Source organism: Formivibrio sp. oc-25 (genome assembly GCF_055810895.1).
The window spans coordinates 86,409-102,739 of record NZ_JBVVOL010000009.1 but is presented as its reverse complement, the minus strand read 5'-3'; the positions used below and the strand labels follow the sequence as shown (position 1 = coordinate 102,739).

General features: G+C 59.2%; 17 protein-coding genes. 7 read left to right on the top strand and 10 right to left on the bottom strand.

Annotated features, from left to right (window positions below):
• Window positions 1–13: 13 nt before the first annotated feature.
• Window positions 14–1,864 (bottom strand): ribonuclease catalytic domain-containing protein, encoded by a 1,851-nt coding sequence (locus AC0KVQ_RS08215; RefSeq protein ID WP_473420659.1) that lies wholly within the window; start codon window positions 1,862–1,864, stop codon window positions 14–16.
• A 177-nt stretch (window positions 1,865–2,041) separates the two neighbouring features.
• On the opposite strand from AC0KVQ_RS08215, the gene AC0KVQ_RS08210 reads away from it, so the two are divergent.
• Together AC0KVQ_RS08210 and msrB are read left to right on the top strand one after the other, a co-directional pair.
• A complete protein-coding gene (locus AC0KVQ_RS08210; RefSeq protein WP_473420658.1) occupies window positions 2,042–2,662 on the top strand; it encodes a glutathione S-transferase C-terminal domain-containing protein in 621 nt (206 codons plus the stop codon).
• Window positions 2,659–3,054 (top strand): peptide-methionine (R)-S-oxide reductase MsrB, encoded by a 396-nt coding sequence (gene msrB / locus AC0KVQ_RS08205; protein WP_473420657.1) that lies wholly within the window; start codon window positions 2,659–2,661, stop codon window positions 3,052–3,054. The genes AC0KVQ_RS08210 and msrB overlap by 4 nt, the downstream gene beginning before the upstream one ends.
• On the opposite strand, the gene AC0KVQ_RS08200 is transcribed toward msrB, so the two are convergent.
• On the bottom strand, window positions 3,038–4,015 hold the full coding sequence (locus tag AC0KVQ_RS08200; protein WP_473420656.1) for a cation diffusion facilitator family transporter: 978 nt from the start codon (window positions 4,013–4,015) through the stop codon (window positions 3,038–3,040). The genes msrB and AC0KVQ_RS08200 overlap by 17 nt on opposite strands.
• 98 nt (window positions 4,016–4,113) lie before the next feature.
• Here AC0KVQ_RS08200 and AC0KVQ_RS08195 point away from each other — a divergent pair, with 98 nt between their 5' ends.
• Window positions 4,114–4,542, top strand: a complete 429-nt coding sequence (locus AC0KVQ_RS08195) for a DUF1841 family protein (protein ID WP_473420655.1) — start codon at window positions 4,114–4,116, stop codon at window positions 4,540–4,542.
• Window positions 4,543–4,552: 10 nt separating this feature from the next.
• Here AC0KVQ_RS08195 and AC0KVQ_RS08190 read toward each other — a convergent pair whose 3' ends face one another.
• The 6 genes from AC0KVQ_RS08190 to cyaY form a co-directional block, all read right to left on the bottom strand.
• Complete coding sequence (locus AC0KVQ_RS08190; RefSeq protein ID WP_473420654.1) at window positions 4,553–4,819, bottom strand: hypothetical protein; 267 nt, start codon at window positions 4,817–4,819, stop codon at window positions 4,553–4,555.
• Window positions 4,816–5,196 (bottom strand): phage holin family protein, encoded by a 381-nt coding sequence (locus AC0KVQ_RS08185; RefSeq protein ID WP_473420653.1) that lies wholly within the window; start codon window positions 5,194–5,196, stop codon window positions 4,816–4,818. Before AC0KVQ_RS08185 ends, AC0KVQ_RS08190 begins: the two co-directional genes overlap by 4 nt.
• A 7-nt stretch (window positions 5,197–5,203) precedes the next feature.
• Window positions 5,204–5,500 (bottom strand): ElaB/YgaM/YqjD family protein, encoded by a 297-nt coding sequence (locus tag AC0KVQ_RS08180; protein WP_473420652.1) that lies wholly within the window; start codon window positions 5,498–5,500, stop codon window positions 5,204–5,206.
• A 62-nt stretch (window positions 5,501–5,562) separates the two neighbouring features.
• On the bottom strand, window positions 5,563–7,014 hold the full coding sequence (locus tag AC0KVQ_RS08175) for a M48 family metalloprotease (RefSeq protein ID WP_473420651.1): 1,452 nt from the start codon (window positions 7,012–7,014) through the stop codon (window positions 5,563–5,565).
• An 11-nt stretch (window positions 7,015–7,025) separates the two neighbouring features.
• Complete coding sequence (locus AC0KVQ_RS08170) at window positions 7,026–7,436, bottom strand: YqaA family protein (RefSeq protein ID WP_473420650.1); 411 nt, start codon at window positions 7,434–7,436, stop codon at window positions 7,026–7,028.
• 8 nt (window positions 7,437–7,444) lie between these two features.
• Window positions 7,445–7,756: an iron donor protein CyaY gene (cyaY, locus tag AC0KVQ_RS08165; protein WP_473420649.1), complete on the bottom strand. Its 312-nt coding sequence runs from the start codon at window positions 7,754–7,756 to the stop codon at window positions 7,445–7,447.
• A 54-nt stretch (window positions 7,757–7,810) separates the two neighbouring features.
• On the opposite strand from cyaY, the gene lptM reads away from it, so the two are divergent.
• The 4 genes from lptM (at window position 7,811) to AC0KVQ_RS08145 (ending at window position 11,557) form a co-directional block, all read left to right on the top strand.
• The gene (gene lptM / locus AC0KVQ_RS08160) at window positions 7,811–7,930 is read left to right on the top strand and encodes an LPS translocon maturation chaperone LptM (RefSeq protein ID WP_473420648.1); all 120 of its coding nucleotides are present in this window, start codon (window positions 7,811–7,813) and stop codon (window positions 7,928–7,930) included.
• Window positions 7,931–8,075: 145 nt separating this feature from the next.
• Entirely contained in the window at window positions 8,076–8,579 is a 504-nt protein-coding gene (locus tag AC0KVQ_RS08155) for a hypothetical protein (protein ID WP_473420647.1), read from the top strand.
• Window positions 8,580–8,643: 64 nt separating this feature from the next.
• Window positions 8,644–10,179 carry a murein biosynthesis integral membrane protein MurJ gene (murJ, locus tag AC0KVQ_RS08150; RefSeq protein ID WP_473420646.1) on the top strand — a complete coding sequence of 512 codons (1,536 nt, stop codon included), beginning with the start codon at window positions 8,644–8,646 and terminating at the stop codon, window positions 10,177–10,179.
• 67 nt (window positions 10,180–10,246) lie between these two features.
• Window positions 10,247–11,557, top strand: a complete 1,311-nt coding sequence (locus AC0KVQ_RS08145) for an aminotransferase class I/II-fold pyridoxal phosphate-dependent enzyme (protein WP_473420645.1) — start codon at window positions 10,247–10,249, stop codon at window positions 11,555–11,557.
• Between the two features lie 71 nt (window positions 11,558–11,628).
• Here AC0KVQ_RS08145 and AC0KVQ_RS08140 read toward each other — a convergent pair whose 3' ends face one another.
• Complete coding sequence (locus AC0KVQ_RS08140; RefSeq protein ID WP_473420644.1) at window positions 11,629–12,441, bottom strand: carbon-nitrogen hydrolase family protein; 813 nt, start codon at window positions 12,439–12,441, stop codon at window positions 11,629–11,631.
• Entirely contained in the window at window positions 12,438–16,271 is a 3,834-nt protein-coding gene (locus AC0KVQ_RS08135; RefSeq protein WP_473420643.1) for a YhdP family protein, read from the bottom strand. Before AC0KVQ_RS08135 ends, AC0KVQ_RS08140 begins: the two co-directional genes overlap by 4 nt.
• Between the last annotated feature and the right edge of the window lie 60 nt (window positions 16,272–16,331).

Genomic DNA, 16,331 nt, shown 5'->3' with positions numbered 1-16,331 from the left:
GATAACCTTTCAATTACATCGTAGCGATGCGGCATTCCACGCTGAGATCAAGATAATCCTGGGACAGACGCTGCAATTTCACGGTAGAACCGCCCGGCAACTCCGGCAACCCACCGACACGCATTACCAGCGGCATGCCATCGATACGTACCAGATTTTCCTTGAGCACCGTGGCAGACAACTCGTGCATTTCTTCCTGTTCAAGATATCGCAAACACCAATAGCGCTCCATTTTTTCCTGGAATTCCGCATAGGCCGCATAGGCCGCATCGAAGGCACCGATGATCGAGAACAGTTCGGCATCATTGCGCGCAAAACGCGGTTTCTCGTTGCGGATCAGCGACAGCAATTGCTGCTGATTGATGTAATCCACGGCACGGCGCAAGGGTGACGAGGACCAGGCATAGCAGTCCACCCCCAACCCTTGATGCGGACTGGGCTGCGTGGTCATGCGCACCCGGCCACCGCCTTGTGCACGATAGATACAGGCCACATCGGCATCCGCAAGATCCTTGCCCCACTGGCTGTTGACCAGAATCATCAATTCGGCCACCAGCTTGTCCATGGGCGAGCCGCGCTTGCGGGTAAAGATTTCGACGCGTTCAGCATCGTCCTGGCGATGAATGCGGAAACCATAGTCAACCTTCTGCGCACCATTGGCTTCAGCCTTGCCGCGTCGGGCTTCCAGTGCATTGGCAAAGTGCCACAACCAGGTCAGCTCATCCTTCCACGGATAATCCGGCGCATCTGCCTTGCCCGCTGTCTCCTCGTTGAAGAACGGTTCGATCTCGTCATGACGCAGATTGGCAGCAAGCCGCACGCGCTCGATCTTCGATTCACGCCGGAGGATATCGAAGCCGGCCGAGACCTCCAGGTACATCGATACGGCAGGTTGCGCATCACCGGCCTTGAGGGTGAAGGTTTCCACGACCTCATCGGGCAACATGGTGATCTTGTCGCCCGGCATATACACCGTGGAAAGCCGCTCCAGGATCACCTTGTCCAGCTCGCTTTGCGGCGCAATGCCCAGCGTGGGAGCCGCAATATGAATACCGATGCGCCAGTTGCCATTTGGCAAGCGGGCAAGACTGAAGGCATCGTCGATTTCAGTCGTGGCGGCATCGTCGATACTGAAGGCCTGCACGTCCGCCAGCGGCAGATTTTCAGGTACGGGCGCGGCGGTCAGCGGTGCAAAGCCTCGGCCCTTGGGGAAATATTCAGTCAGAAAACCCTGCAGGAAATATTCGGCCACATCCGGAATTGCGCCCACCCTAGCCAGCAGGCGCAGTGGTGCCATCTGGGCCGATTCAGCTGCTGCAGCCAGTGCCTTCCATTCAATGCTGTTCTTGTCCGGCTTGTGCAACAGCATGTCGAGTTTTTTGGCCAGATCAGCCGGCAACCGGTCGGCCAGCAAATCGGCTTGCCAGCCTGCCATCTGCTCAGCCTCGATGCGCTTGCGCTCCTGCGCAGCCAGCGCCGCTTTCAGATTGTCTTCCGGCGCAGCCTTGTAACGACCCTTGCCCTTGCGGTAGAAATACATGGGTGCCGAATGCAGGCGAATCGCCACGGCCGCCTGCTGCGGCAAGGTGGCATTATCACCAAAGTATTCCGTCGCGATTTCGCGAAAACCGAACTCCTCATCCCCACAGCATTCCCACAGAAAATCCAGGTCAAGTTCAGCTGCTGCGGCCTCCGCCGCAGACAGAAACTCCTGCAGCCCCATGCGCTCGAAGCGCAACAACACATTGGCAGCCTTGATCTTGGCGCGCTTGCCGCGAACATCCTCGACCATCAGGCTTGCAGTCTGCTCGTCGCGCACTTCGGCAACCTTGAAATTGCCGTCTTCCTCATAAAACACATTCATTATTGGCACGCCGGGGCAAAAAGCAGGAATTATAACCAAAGACGAGGCAAAAGCCCGGGAAACTCCATCAGAAGTCAAAGCAATCAAGCTGTTGCAATACCACAACAACGCTGGCTGGCCGGACATGACTCCCCTACAATGGGGTGCAATCCTGCAATTAACAGCCTTACCCCCACCATGAAATTGCTGACATCCCTGACCAGCCCCTATGGCCGCAAGATCCGTGTTGTGCTGGCGGAAAAACACATCGAGTGCGAACGCATTGTGATCCAGGCAGGAGATCCCTCCGGCAATGTGCCGCACTACAACCCGCTCGGCAAAGTACCGGTGCTGATTCTGGACGATGGGCTGGCACTCTACGATTCTCCCGTCATCGCCGAGCATCTGGACGAAATTTCACCGGTAGGCAAACTGATTCCGCAGGAGCACCGCCAGGCCATTCGCGTCAAGCTGAAAGAAGCCCTGGCCGATGGCATCACCGATGCCGCCGTATTGGTGGTAATGGAACGTCGCCGCGCGCCAGAGCTGCAGTCGCAGGACTGGATCAACCGCCAGATGCAAAAGATCGAACACGGGCTGACAGCACTCTCTACCGAGCTGGGCGAACAGAAATGGTTGCTGGCCAACCGTTACAGCCTGGCCGATATTGCCGTGGGCTGCATGCTGGGCTTTCTGGATTTCCGCCTGCCGGATATCGACTGGCGCACCGCGCATCCCAATCTCGCTGCCTTCCTGCAACGGCTGGAAAGCGAAAAACCGGCTTTTGCCGAAACCGCCCCGCAACTGGTTCCTGCGTGAATAAAATCCACAAAAGTCCGCAACAATGGCGTGAACAACTGACGCCAGAACAATACCGCGTCACCCGCGAAGCCGGCACCGAGCGGCCTTTTTCCGGCGAGTATTATCGTCTGGATGCGAACGGGGAATATCACTGCGTCTGCTGCGGTGCCTTGCTGTTTGATTCCGGCACCAAATTCGATGCCGGCTGTGGCTGGCCCAGCTTCTGGGAGGCAGCCGTACCCGGCAGCATTGTGCGCACCGAAGACCACAGCCACGGCATGATCCGCACCGAAGTCCGCTGCGCGGTGTGCGATGCCCATCTGGGGCACGTATTTCCGGATGGCCCCGCACCAACCGGCGAGCGTTACTGCATCAACTCCGTCGCGCTCGATTTCACTCCGCGCCGCTAGCCGCGTTCATCCGGCCTGAACCACTCACCGGCACATGATCATCGTCGGGGAACCCGCCAGCCGGATCAACGTGCACCATCACATTGAGCACCTTGTGCTTGAGCATCACGCGCCGCCGTGCATCCACGCCGATATCGTGCCCGGTAATCACGTTGATCGTCGGGTCCACTTCGATATGCACATCGACCATGGCGAAATCGCCCATCTTGCGCGTGCGGATATCGTGGACGCCTTCCACGCCCGGGGTCTGCTGTACGGTGGCACGAATCTCTTCCACCTCGTCTTCCGGCAAGGCGTGATCGGTCAGGTCATGAAAAGCCACCTTGGTGAATTCCCAGCCCATCTTGCCTACCATCAACCCCACCAGCAGCCCCGCGACCGGATCGAGCAGCGGATAGCCGAGCAGATTGCCACCGATACCGGCAGCCACCACCAGCGAAGACAACGCATCGGAGCGGGCATGCCAGGCATTGGCAATCAGCATGCTGGAGCCGACCTTGCGCGCCATATGAAGCATGTAGCGAAACAGCGCTTCCTTGGCCACCAGGGAGGCCAGTGCCACCCATAGCGCAATAATGCCGACCGTGGCCACCCCGGCGGGTTGATGAAACTTCTGGATCGCCGACCAGGCCATATAGATGCCCACCACCAGCAACAGCACGCCCAGCACCAGCGAGGCAGCGTTTTCATAGCGCGCATGACCGTAATGATGATCTTCATCCGCTCCCTGGCGACTGTGCTGCGCGGCAAACAGCACGACAAAATCGGCGACCAGGTCGGACAGGGTATGAATGGCATCAGCCACCAGACCGAACGAGCCGCTCATCAAACCCGCCACCAACTGCCCGATCGACAGCACAAGATTCACGACTACGCTTACCCAGGTACTGCGCATGGCAATCGCATGGCGTTCGTGGTAACTGTCAAGCGGTGAAATCGTCGAAGTTTCCGGCATGGACATGCTTAACTCTCGGGTGGGGAATGGGTTCAGGTACGATATGATGCCGCATCTGCTCTCAGGCAGAAATGATACTAAGCACAAACAGGATGGGTTTGACGATGCTTTTCAATCCAAGCCGCGACGAGGCAAGGCGTTTTTTCATCGAAGTCTGGCGCAAACATCAGGCCGGGCAGCCACTGGCCGACATCGAACGCATGACGCTCGCCATCCTGCTGGATCATCCCGAATACCACCGCTATCTGCAGGAAGACATGATCGATCATGACTGGCGACCGGAATCGGGCGATACCAATCCCTTCCTGCACATCGGCATGCATCTGGCCATTGAAGAACAGATATCAATCGATCAGCCTGCCGGCATCAAGGCTTTGTTTCAGCTTCTGTGCCAGAAAACCGGCAGCGAACACACAGCCAAACACGAGATGATCGACGGACTGGGAGAAATGATCTGGCAGGCACAACGTAACAATACTGCGCCGGATCCTATGCTCTATCTAGAAATATTGCGAAAAAAGGCAGGAAAATAAGCCAATGGATTCAGCGTGGCATGGTGCGTGACAGCGCCAACGCCACTCTGCCGATAGTCAATCCGTAGACCAGCCACTTTCGCCAGCGACCAGGCGGCAGTACCGAGACCAACCACCGGGTTCCTGCCAGCAATGTCGAACCCGCAGCGGCTTCGTCTGCGGATGCAGCGCCAGAAACCAGCACCCGCAAATCCTCTGTCAATCTTTGGCGATACTGTGCAGCCTGCAACAACAGCAATTCCTTGCGCAATGTCCTGTCCAGCATGCGTCTGTTCATGGAGCCTCCCTGCTTTTACCCAACAATGCAGCCTGGTCGCGCCGGAACTCTTCGATCGTCAAAGCAAAAGCGGGGGGTGCATGGCGCCTGCGATGGCGCAAACAAAGCACGCATGCGATGGCGAGCGCTGCGTAAACAAGCAGCAACCCAACAGCAATCGCCACCCGGTGTGTATCCCAGAAAGCAATCAGCATCAGGATTGACGCAAGCAACAAGGCCAGCCCGCCAAACACAAAAGCGGCCAGTATCCACACCAGATTACCGGTTTGGCGTTCCAGTTCTTCCTGCAGTTCAATACCCAGCAGTTCCAGGCGGTTGCCGCCAAGTCCTGCCGTGGTAATGGCTACACGACGCACGCCATCAAACAGTGCGCGCAACCCCATATCAGCGTCGCGAAATCAGCATACCGACCAGGATACCAACGGCGGCAGCCGCACCGACCGCCTGCCAGGGGTGCTCATGCACGTAAGTATCGGTAGCCTTGGCCGCCTGCTTGGTTTTTTCTACCGCAGCTTTTTCAACCGTAACCAGCTTATCCTTGGCTTGGCGCAAACTGGCAGCCGCACGGGCATAGAGTGCATCGGCTTCTTTTCCACCTGCCATCGTGGCTTCTGCCAGCAGCTTTTCGGTTTCCTGCAGAATGTTTTGGGATTCATCAAGCAAATTGGAAGAATCAGACATGGCGATATCTCCTTTGAGGAACAACCAACGTGTTTTTTCTTTATAGCCCTGCAAATGAATGATCACTGCAAAGTATGCAGCTTTCCTTCCTTGCCGGCGTCCCTCTCCAGTTCGCGCAGACGCGCCTCGATCGATGACAGCAGGTAGAAATCCCCGCCACCCTGCTTGAGCGCCAGCCGCAACTGTTCGATGGCGGAATCGTATTCACGCAGGCGTACATAGTATTCGGCCTGTGCCTTGTGTGCCTGCATCAGCTTGCCCTGCTTGGCATACACATTGGCAGCACGCTGGTACAGATAGGCATCGCCCGGATAAAGCGACTGGTAATCGGCGATCTGCGCCAGCGCTTGATCATGACTGCCCTCTACGGTCAGTGCATCGACCAGACCATAGACCAGTGCCCGGCTGGCCGGGTGCAGCGCCAGTGCCTGGGTAAAGATCGATTGCGCCTGATCATACTGCCGTTGTGCCAGGCGAATATTGCCCGCCAGGAATTCCAGTGCCGGATGTCCAGACTTATCGAATGACTGCCTGGCCTGCTGCAGCATCTGCCAGGCGGCATCGTAATCACGCGCCAGATAAAGGGCATGGGCCAGGCCATAGCGATGCGCCGCCTCATTGGCATAACGCTTTTCGGCCAGGGTCTTGCGATAGAAATCGACCGCATCGACCGGCTTCATCTGCAAACCACGCATTTTCTCGCGCACAAACAGAAAATCCGCCGAATCGGGCACCTGGCGATACGGCTGCTCACGCAGGCGGCTCTGGGCATCGGCGATGCGCTTGAAGGTCACCGGATGCGTACGCAGAAACTCCGGGGCATTGGCATCTTCCAGCCGGTTATGTTTTTGCAGGCGCTCGAAGAATGTCGGCATTGCAGCAGCATCCAGCCCGGCATTGGTCAGGGTCTGCATGCCGATACGATCGGCTTCCTGCTCGAACGCATAGGTGTAATCGAGCTGCTTCTGGATGTTGTACCCCACACCGGCGCTCATCACGGCAGCCGCGCCATCCACACTGCCCGCCTGTGCCGCGAGAATGGCCACACCCAGTGCGGCCAGCGATACCAGCGGACTGAGGCGGGTACCGTCGATGATGCGTGCCAGATGGTGCTGCGAGACATGGGCGATTTCATGCGCAAGCACACTGGCCAATTCGGATTCATGCTGCGCCATCACGATCAACCCGGAATGCACGCCGATGTAACCGCCCGGAATCGCAAAGGCATTCACGGTTTTGTCGAGCACGGGAAAAAAGGTGAACCGGCTATCGCTGACACCGGCGGCATCGACCAAGCGTGCGCCCAGCCGGTTCAGATAGGCAATGGCTTCCGGATCATCGGCCAGCGAGCCGCTGCGCCGGATTTCCCGCATCGCCCCTTCGCCGATTTCGCGTTCCTGCGCCGACGTCAAAGCCCCCTGGGAAACATCGCCGCCCAGATTGGGCAGATTGTCGGCAAGGCTGACGCTTGAAGCCAGAGACAACGCCAGCATGACTGAAATGACTTTACGCACGATCCCTCGCCTCAAAAGAAATGCGTCTGCACGCCTGCCAGCACGGCATAGCGCGCGGCCTTGCCCAGCGTAATCCAGGCAATCACCGGTAACCACGGCCAGCGCAACCAGCCAGCCACGCCACAAAGGGCGTCGCCTGCCAGCGGCAACCAGCTCAGCACCAGACTGAACGGCCCGATACGCCGCGCAATGTCCACCGCACGCCCCTGCGGGGCTTGCGGCAAGCGACGCCCGAGCCAGACTGTCGTCAATCCACCCAGAACATTGCCGAGTGTGGCGGCGAGTACCGCCCACGGTGCGATTTCGGGCCGGAAATGAAGCAGCGCCAGCAAGGCCGCCTCCGAATTGCCGGGCAGGACCGTGGCTGATACAAAGGCCGAGCCAAACAATCCAGCCAGCCAGCCGGCATTTTCAACGATCATCGGATCACTCAGAACGCAAAAGGTTCGCCCGACTGCTCAGTCAGGATGGCTGCCAGATCGGCAAAGAAATCGCCCTGCTCGCGCGTGTTGGTCCAGCTACCATCCTGCAGCCGGTAATGGAATCCACCGCGCCTGGCAGCAATCCACAATTCCTGATTGAAGGCATGGCGATTCACGATCACCTTGCTGCCATCAGCGAGTTCGATCTCCAGCACATTGCCTGCACGCATCGGGTCGGCCTCCAGGCCACTGGCATCCAGCGCATTTTCGATGCGCGCAAAAACGGCATCGGTCAATTCGAGAAATTCGGATTCGGTCATCGAACAAAGATCCTGTGTAAAATAGTCATCCATTTTGCCACCGAACACGATCCCATGCGCTCCCTGCTCGTCATCTCCCTGGTTTGCGGTTTTCTGCTTGGCGCCTGCGGTTATAAAGGGTCGCTCTACCTGCCCAAGGCTTCCGCGCTGGCAGCAGCCTCTGCACCACGCTGATCGGGATCCGGTTCATGCCATGGCATGCTGGCCAATGTCGGGCATGCGTGCAACTGCACTCTTCTCCTTTTTCACACCTTAACGCTTTTGCAATACGGCAAACGTAAGCTCAGTCGTCACCCAAACCACGACTCGACCTTTTGCCATGCCTGCCGATCTGCATTCCGCTATTTTCTTCAAGACTGCCAAGGCACTTGAGGAGTTGTCGGATCGCCGCCATGGCTTGCGGGCCAAGGCGCGCCAGCTGCTGGTATTGCTCGATGGCAAGCGTACCGTTTCAGATCTGGCCAGCCTGATTGCGCAACAGGATCTGCTGATCCTGATCGAAGAACTGCAACGGGAAGGATTCATCAGCCAAACGCAAGCCGCCACACCTGCACCCACCCAGACAGAACCCATATCGCCCGAGGCCACAATCGATCCGGTGAGTCTCGCCCGCGCCAAAGCCTATCTGATCGAAATCAGCCAGCAGCATCTCGGGCTGATGGCAGCCAAACTGCAGCAGGAAATCGCAACCGCTTCCGATCACGCCAGCGTGCGTGCTGCACTGGCGCACTGGAACATGGCGCTGCGTGAATCGCGCTCTGGCGCCGGAATCGCCACACCCTGCCTGCAAAAGGCACGCGATTTGCTGGGTTACACGAACTGACCGACTGCGCGTAAACTGCGCAGCTTCACGCACAGACAACGATGGCCTGCCGGCCCTATTTCACATGAATCTTCTCAAGGCACTCGCCCAGGTCAGCTCGATGACGCTGGTTTCCCGCGTGCTGGGCTTTGCCCGCGATGCCATCGTGGCGCGCATTTTCGGAGCAGGCTTTGCCACCGATGCGTTTTTTGTCGCTTTCAAGCTACCGAACCTGTTGCGCCGCATCTTTGCCGAGGGTGCTTTCTCGCAAGCCTTTGTGCCGATTCTCTCCGAATACCGCACCCGCGAAGGCGAAGAAGCCACACGCAGCTTCGTGGCCGATGTCTGCGGCCTGCTCGCGCTGGCACTGTTCGTGGTCAGCGCACTGGGCATGCTGGCCGCCCCGCTCATCATCTGGATCTCGGCACCGGGTTTTGCCAATTCACCTGATAAATTCGCACTTACCGTCAGCCTGCTGCGCATCACCTTTCCCTATATCCTGCTGATCTCGCTGGCATCCTTGGCCGGTTCGATCCTGAATGCCTGGAACAAGTTTTCCATTCCCGCCTTCGTGCCGACGCTGCTCAATCTGTCGTTCATTATCTTCGCACTGTTCCTGGCCCCGTATTTTGATCCGCCGGTACTGGCGCTGGCCTGGGCGGTGGCAGTGGGCGGCGTGGCACAACTGCTGTTTCAGCTGCCGCACCTGAAGAAGATCGGCATGCTGGTATGGCCGCGTCTGAATTTCAAGGATGCCGGGGTCTGGCGCGTGGTCAAGCAAATGGGGCCGGCCATTCTTGGCGTGTCGGTCGGGCAGATTTCGCTGATCATCAATACCATCTTTGCCTCGTTCCTGGTTTCCGGCAGCGTATCGTGGATGTATTACGCCGATCGCCTGATGGAATTTCCTACCGGTGTACTGGGCGTGGCACTGGGCACCATCCTGCTGCCGTCATTGTCGCGCTGCCATGCCAGCGAAGATCACACCGAGTATTCGCGCCTGCTGGATTGGGGGCTGCGCCTGTGCCTGCTGCTGGCGCTGCCCTCGGCCGTGGCACTGGCTGTCATTTCGGAGCCACTGATCGCCACGTTGTTCCAGTACGGCAAATTCAGCGCACACGATGCCCTGATGACGCAGCAGGCATTGATCGCCTACTCGGCCGGACTGATCGGACTGATCCTGGTGAAAGTGCTCGCGCCGGGTTTTTATGCGCGCCAGAACATCAAGACGCCGGTCAAGATCGCGCTGATCACGCTCGCCGCTACACAGCTGATGAACCTGGCTTTCATCTGGCATCTGCGTCACGCCGGGCTGGCGCTGGCCATTGGTCTGGGCGCCTGCACCAATGCCACCATGCTTTATTACCAGCTGCGCCGGCATGCCATCTACCACCCCCTACCCGGCTGGCGTGCGTTCCTGCTCAAGCTGCTGGCTGCCGTGATCGTCATGACTGCCGCGCTATGGGGACTGATGCAGATCATGCCGGCCTGGGACAGTGGCAATATGGCCATACGTTGCCTGCGCTTGTCCGGATTGGTCGGGGCAGGTGTGGCCACTTACTTCGGCATGCTCGCGCTGCTGGGCTTCAGGCCGCGTGATTTTTCCCGGCGTGCGGCCTGAACAATGGTTCTCAGCGTGAAGCGGCAAGGGTAAAATCGCGCCATCCTTCACGACCCGGTCTGAATCCATGCACGCTCTAGCCCAACAACTGAACGCCACCTTGCAACAAGAAGCCGCCCCGGTTCTGGAAATGCTGTCCGAACTGGGCCGCGCCATTTACTTCCCCAAGGAAGGCATCCTGTCGCAATCGGCTGAAGCCGGCCAGAAAGCCAAAAAATTCAATGCCACCATCGGCATTGCCACCGAAAAAGGCATTCCGATGCACCTGGGCCTGATCCAGGAAACCCTGTCGGCCTACGCCCCAAAAGACATCTACCCGTACGCCCCGCCCGCTGGCAAGCCGGAGTTGCGCACCGCCTGGCGCGCGAAGATGCTGAAGGACAACCCCAGCCTGGCCGGTAAATCCTATGGCAACCCGATCGTGACCAATGCATTGACGCACGGCATCAGCATTGTTTCCGACCTGTTTGCCGATGCCGGTACCCCGCTGATCGTGCCGGACAAGAACTGGGAAAACTACGAGCTGACCTTCGGTGTGCGTCGCGGCGCCGAAATGGTTTACTTCGAGCTCTACGATGCGCGTGGCAAGTTCAACAGTGCTGGCATGAAGGCTGCACTGCTGGCCCAGCTGCAGGCCGGCAAGAAGAAGGCTGTTGTGCTGCTGAACTTCCCGAACAACCCGACCGGCTACACCCCATCGGTGGCCGAAGGTGACGAAATCGTCGCCGCGCTGAAGGAAGTGGCCGATGCAGGTCTGAAGCTGGTGGTCGTGACTGATGACGCCTACTTCGGTCTGTTCTTTGAAGACAGCCTGCTTGAATCGCTGTTCGGCAAACTGGCCAACCTCTCGCCCAACCTGCTGGCAGTGAAGGTAGACGGTGCCACCAAGGAAGAATACGTGTGGGGCTTCCGCGTCGGCTTCATCACCTATGCCCATCCGTCCGAAAAAGTGCTGGCTGCGCTGGAACAGAAGACCATGGGCATCATCCGTGCCACGATCTCCAGCGGCCCGCACCCGAGCCAGACCTTCGTGCTCAAGGCGCTGCAGGATCCGCGCTTCGATGCACAGTGCGCCGAAAAATTCGAGATCATGAAAGCCCGCGCCAACAAGGTCAAAGCGCTGCTTGATTCCGGCAAGTTTGGCGATGCCTGGGATTACTATCCGTTCAACTCGGGCTACTTCATGTGCCTGAAGCTCAAGGGTGCCAGCGCCGAAGCCGTGCGCCAGCGCCTCTTGAACGAATACCAGATCGGCACGATTGCGCTGGGTGAAACCGATCTGCGCGTGGCGTTCTCCTGTCTGGAACTCGAACACATCGAAGAACTGTACGGAATCGTCTACCAGGCCGTGAAGGATGTACAGGCTGGCAAGGCCTGATCCACAAACAGGCGAATGCAAACGGGAGCCCACTTGGCTCCCGTTTTTTTGTCTGGGCATATCGCAGATTTTCACATCGTTCGATGCGCCAGTGCCGGCAAGGTCTTGCGCACACGCTCCAGCTGGCTGGCCTTGAGATCGGCCGATGCCATGCCTTCCCCCTGCGGCAGGCAATCGAGCACCTGCCCCCACGGGTCGATCAGCATGCTGTGACCAAACGTCTCGCGCCCGGTCGGATGCAGACCGCCCTGCCCGCTGGCGATCACAAAGCACTGGTTTTCGATTGCGCGTGCCCGCAACAAGACTTCCCAATGCGCCCGCCCCGTCGTCGCCGTGAACGCCGCGGGCAGCAGCAGCAGATCAACCGGACCCATGGCACGGAAAAGCTCGGGAAACCGCAGGTCATAGCATACCGCCAACCCGATCCGGCCCAACGGGGTATCGATGGCGACCGGCATGTTTCCGGGTTCGATAGTATTGGCTTCACGATAGCATTCACTGCCATTGTCGAAACCGAACAGGTGGATCTTGTCGTAACGTGCCGCATTACGGCCGTGCGGATCGAACAACAGCAGGCTGTTGCGTACTCTGGCCGGGTCATCGCTGAGCAGCGGAATCGTTCCGCCGGCCAGCCAGATGCCGTGTCGCGCCGCGGTTTCGGCCAGAAACGACTGGATCGGCCCATTGCCGTACGGTTCGGCCACGGCCAGCTTGTCGGTATCTCTGGCACCTACGATGGCAAAGTATTCGGGCAGCAATACCAACTGAGCGCCCGCCTGCGCCGCCTGTGCAATCAGTCGCCCGGCACTCGTCAGGTTTTCAGCCACCACCGGAGTGGAAATCATCTGGATGGCTGCGGCGCGAAGGCCGGAAAAAGTGCTCATGGATTGTCTCCTGAAACTTTTCGGACTTGCGGGTCCAGCATGTCGCCCGTGATCTGGTATTCGTAGGAGACCAGTTGCCCCAGCGGATCTTTCAGCAGGCGCTGCAAGGCGAATGCTGCGACACCTGCAATCGGGTTGACCACCCCCACCGCCAGCGAAGCCATGTCGCCAACCAGCGGGGCAATGCGCACACGCAGGTTTTGCGTACCCGCAGACAGGTTGGTCTCGCCCTTGAAACGGATCTTGGCCGCCGGACCATCGATGGCAAGGTTGTCGGTTCGCACAATGCCCTTTTCGATCACGGCATCCCCCTTGATCGAATCAAATTCCAGCCCTTCCGAGAACACATCGCGGAAATCGAGCTTGATCCGGCGTGGCAGCGCCTGCAGGCTCAGCACGGAAAGCAACCTTCCGGCACCGGGCTCGATCTTGGCGAACTGTCCGGCATCCACATTCAACTGCAGCTTGCCCTGTACCGTATCGAGTGCGGGCGCAAACGGCGCGCCTTGCCAGCTTCCCTCTCCCGTCAGAAGTGCCGGCGCACGGCGCACGGCATCCGGATACCCCATGCGCGCCAGCAGCTTGCCGGTATTTTCGCTCTCGATGCGGATCTTCGCGGTGGTGCGCTCCGCCGGGCCGCTGCCGAGCCAGAAGCCTGTCATTGATACCTTGCCGTCAGGATTGTTCAAGCTCACCTGATTGAGCTGCCAGCCATCGCCGCTGGGTCGGGCATTCACCACCAGTTGCCCCAGCTCTGAAGCTTTGTACCGGAAATCATCCACCACCAGATCGAGTGCCGGTTTGGCTTGAGTCGATTTTTCCTGCTTGCTCGCCACGGCCGAGCCGTTGGCTGCTGCCGGCAAAGTTGGCAGGGGCAGGTGCAGGTAAGCCAGACGCCCGCTCAACCCGGCACGCTCACCTTCGCGCCAGACCAGTGTTCCCGCAGCTTCCTTGCTGGCAAGTTGTGCCGACCAGCCTTGAGGAGAAGGCGCCGCCTTGATTTGCACATCAGAGAGTCGGCGCCCCCAGCCACTCAGTCGGTCAAAACCGACATCGACAAAACTGATTGCCGCCTTCTGGCCAGCATCGCCTTCCATCAAGCCCATCCAGGCAGTCAGATCCAGTTCCGGCCAGCGACCGCGTACTTGAATGCCACGTGGTGAAGCAGTCGCTACCGGGGTTGCTGCGGCTCCCAGCATGATCTGCCCGCTGTAGGGCTGTTCGCCCTGTTGCTGCAATGCCGCCTGCAGCAGCCGGCCATAAGCAAATTCCACACTGCTTTGCTGCGGATCGCCACTGATACGCAGACGCAGTGGCCGTGCTTCACCCGCCGGCTTGCCCAGCGGCGCCGGCAGATCGATGCGAGCCAGCGCCAGCGGGCTTTGCAACGAAAACTCATAGCGACCGCGTCGCGCCAGCAGTTCACCCTGGTAGGCAGCCACACCCGACATGCGGCGCACATGCTGCGGCACATAACGTTGGGCAACCTCCCCCAGTTGCGCCTCACCACGCATTTCCAGTTTCAGGTTGCCGGCGCTGTCATTCATGCCGTTCAAGCGGACCTGGCCACCGAGCGAGCGCGCACTCGCATCACGAATCGTCAGCGATGACTCGGTAAAATCCACCGCGCCCCCGGCCTGCGTCAGCACCGGAATGCTGCCGCCAAAATCCAGGCGGTTACCGCCAAAACGGTAGCGCCCGCTGACCTTGCTGGCATCGGTATCCTCGATTGGGATATCCAGCTTCAAATCGAGCGTCCCGCTGCCTGCGGACTGCAGCTCATCCAGAAAGCCCTGCGTGGATTCGCGCACCGGACTGGCCTGGACGAAATGCAGAAATCCGCTGGTTTGCCCCTCTGCCTTGCCATCGACCAGCACATGCTGCTGTTCGGATAGATCCGGAATGCGCGTCACGATGTTCTTGAGCTGCACGTCAAAGATACGTGCGGTGGGCGCCTGGATGGTCATGCCGTAGCCTTCGAACAGCAGGCTGCCATTGATGGACTGGATAGACGGCCAATCATCGGCGTAGGACAAAGTAACATCGCGCGCATCGGTCGTGATCCGGAACAGCCCCGGCGAGCCATCGGCAAAGGGGAAATGCTCAAGTTCGCCCTGCAAGATGGCCTTGCCATTGAAGGCGCGCCCCGACAACAGGGAGGTTTTGAGCCAGGTCAGCGTGTCATCCCCCACTACGCGCGGCAAGTAGGCATACACGCGATTAGCCGGCAACTGGGTGATATCACCCTTCAAATCAAGATGGCCAAGCCCTTCGCCCTGCCAGCGATACACGGCCGATACATCCACGGCAGTTTCAGCATTGGCCAGCGCCAGGCGGCTGACCTGCACCTCCCAGCCTTTATCCATACGTGACCAGCTCAGCGCCGCATCGGCACGCGTCAGTGTCAGCGGTTCGACGAATTGTGCCGGCCAGTTCAACCGGAAGGTCCGGCTGGAAAGCGTGGCCATGCCTGTCTTATCGTCAAATTTGGTCTTGATGTCGAGCTTGCCCAGATGTTGCAAGGATGCCGGCACCACCAGATCCAGCCCTTGCACTTCGGCTTCGCCCTGCCAATGCTCCGGCGTTTGCCAGCCACCCTGCCAGCCGTAACGCAGATCGACGACATCGCCTGCCAGCGAGGCATTGGCCAGCCGCGCGGCCCACTGGCCCGGCAGCCAAGCGGCATAGGCAGACAAGCCGCCCAGATTGAATCCCTGCAGGCGCAGGGCATGCTTCATGCCGGTCAGGCTGTATTCAAAACGTCCGTTGCGCGTCAGCAGGCCGCTGGCCCCCTCAATATGGCGGGCACGTATCAGTAGTTGCTCATTGCCGCGCTGGGCCGACCATTGCACGCTGGCATCCACCTTGGGCAAGGCAAAGCGCTGGCTCTGCTGTTCCAGCAGCAAATTATCCATGCCCAGCTCGGCATCGAGTTGCCGGATGTGCGCATCGGCAAAATTGACGGTCAGTGCCAGCCGCCCCACCCCCTCGCGCAACACCGGCAAGCGGGTGAAGGTATCCGGCACATAGGCACTGAGATATTGATTCAAGCGCGCCAGATTGACGCTGGGGAAATCAAATTGCACCCGCCCTTTCCAATCGGCCAGGCGCAGGATGTCATGGCCGGTCAGCACGCCATCCCCGCGAATCTCCGGTCCGATATCCTGCGGGGGCAAGACGCTGAAGCGCACAACGCGCCGGCCAAACAGATTGCTGGCATGCACGTTCAAATGGGTCAGTGTCAGTCGCGGGCCGGCGGCCTGTTCATCCTGCAAATCAAGCACGCCACGCGTGATGATCAAGCTGCCCTGATCCAGCAGCCAGTTGAGAAAACTGTTGCCGCCATTGCCGGGCTGATCCGCCAGGATCATGCCACCGATGCGCCATTGGCCTTCGCGCATGCGCGTAATCTGCAGGGCCGGGCTATCGAGCGTCAGGCGGCTGAAATGCAGTTGCCCAAGCGGCAACGCCCACCAGGACAAAGCCCCCTCAAGCCGGTCAAACTGCAGGGCCGGCAGCCCATCCGTCCCTGGCACTGCGACATCCAGCAACGCCAGTCGCGGTCGCACACCATCCCACCCCGCTTGCATGCTGCCCACTTCGACCGGCAGGCCAGCGATGCGCGTCAATTCCGCAACCAGCACGGGGCGATAGGTTTCCAGCCGGGGAATGAACCAGAACTGCCACAGCGTGACAAGGATCAGCAAAATCGCTGAAGCCGCTAATGCCAGGCGCGTCACCAGACGGCTATGCCAGAGAAACAGGCGCCATAGCCGGTGCAGGGCTGCACGAACAAGGCAACGCATCCGTTGCAGAAAAGCATGAATCATGAGTTATTGCGCGCAGCCCCAAACGTGCTAGGTTAAGATGCAATTGTAACTGCAAACCAG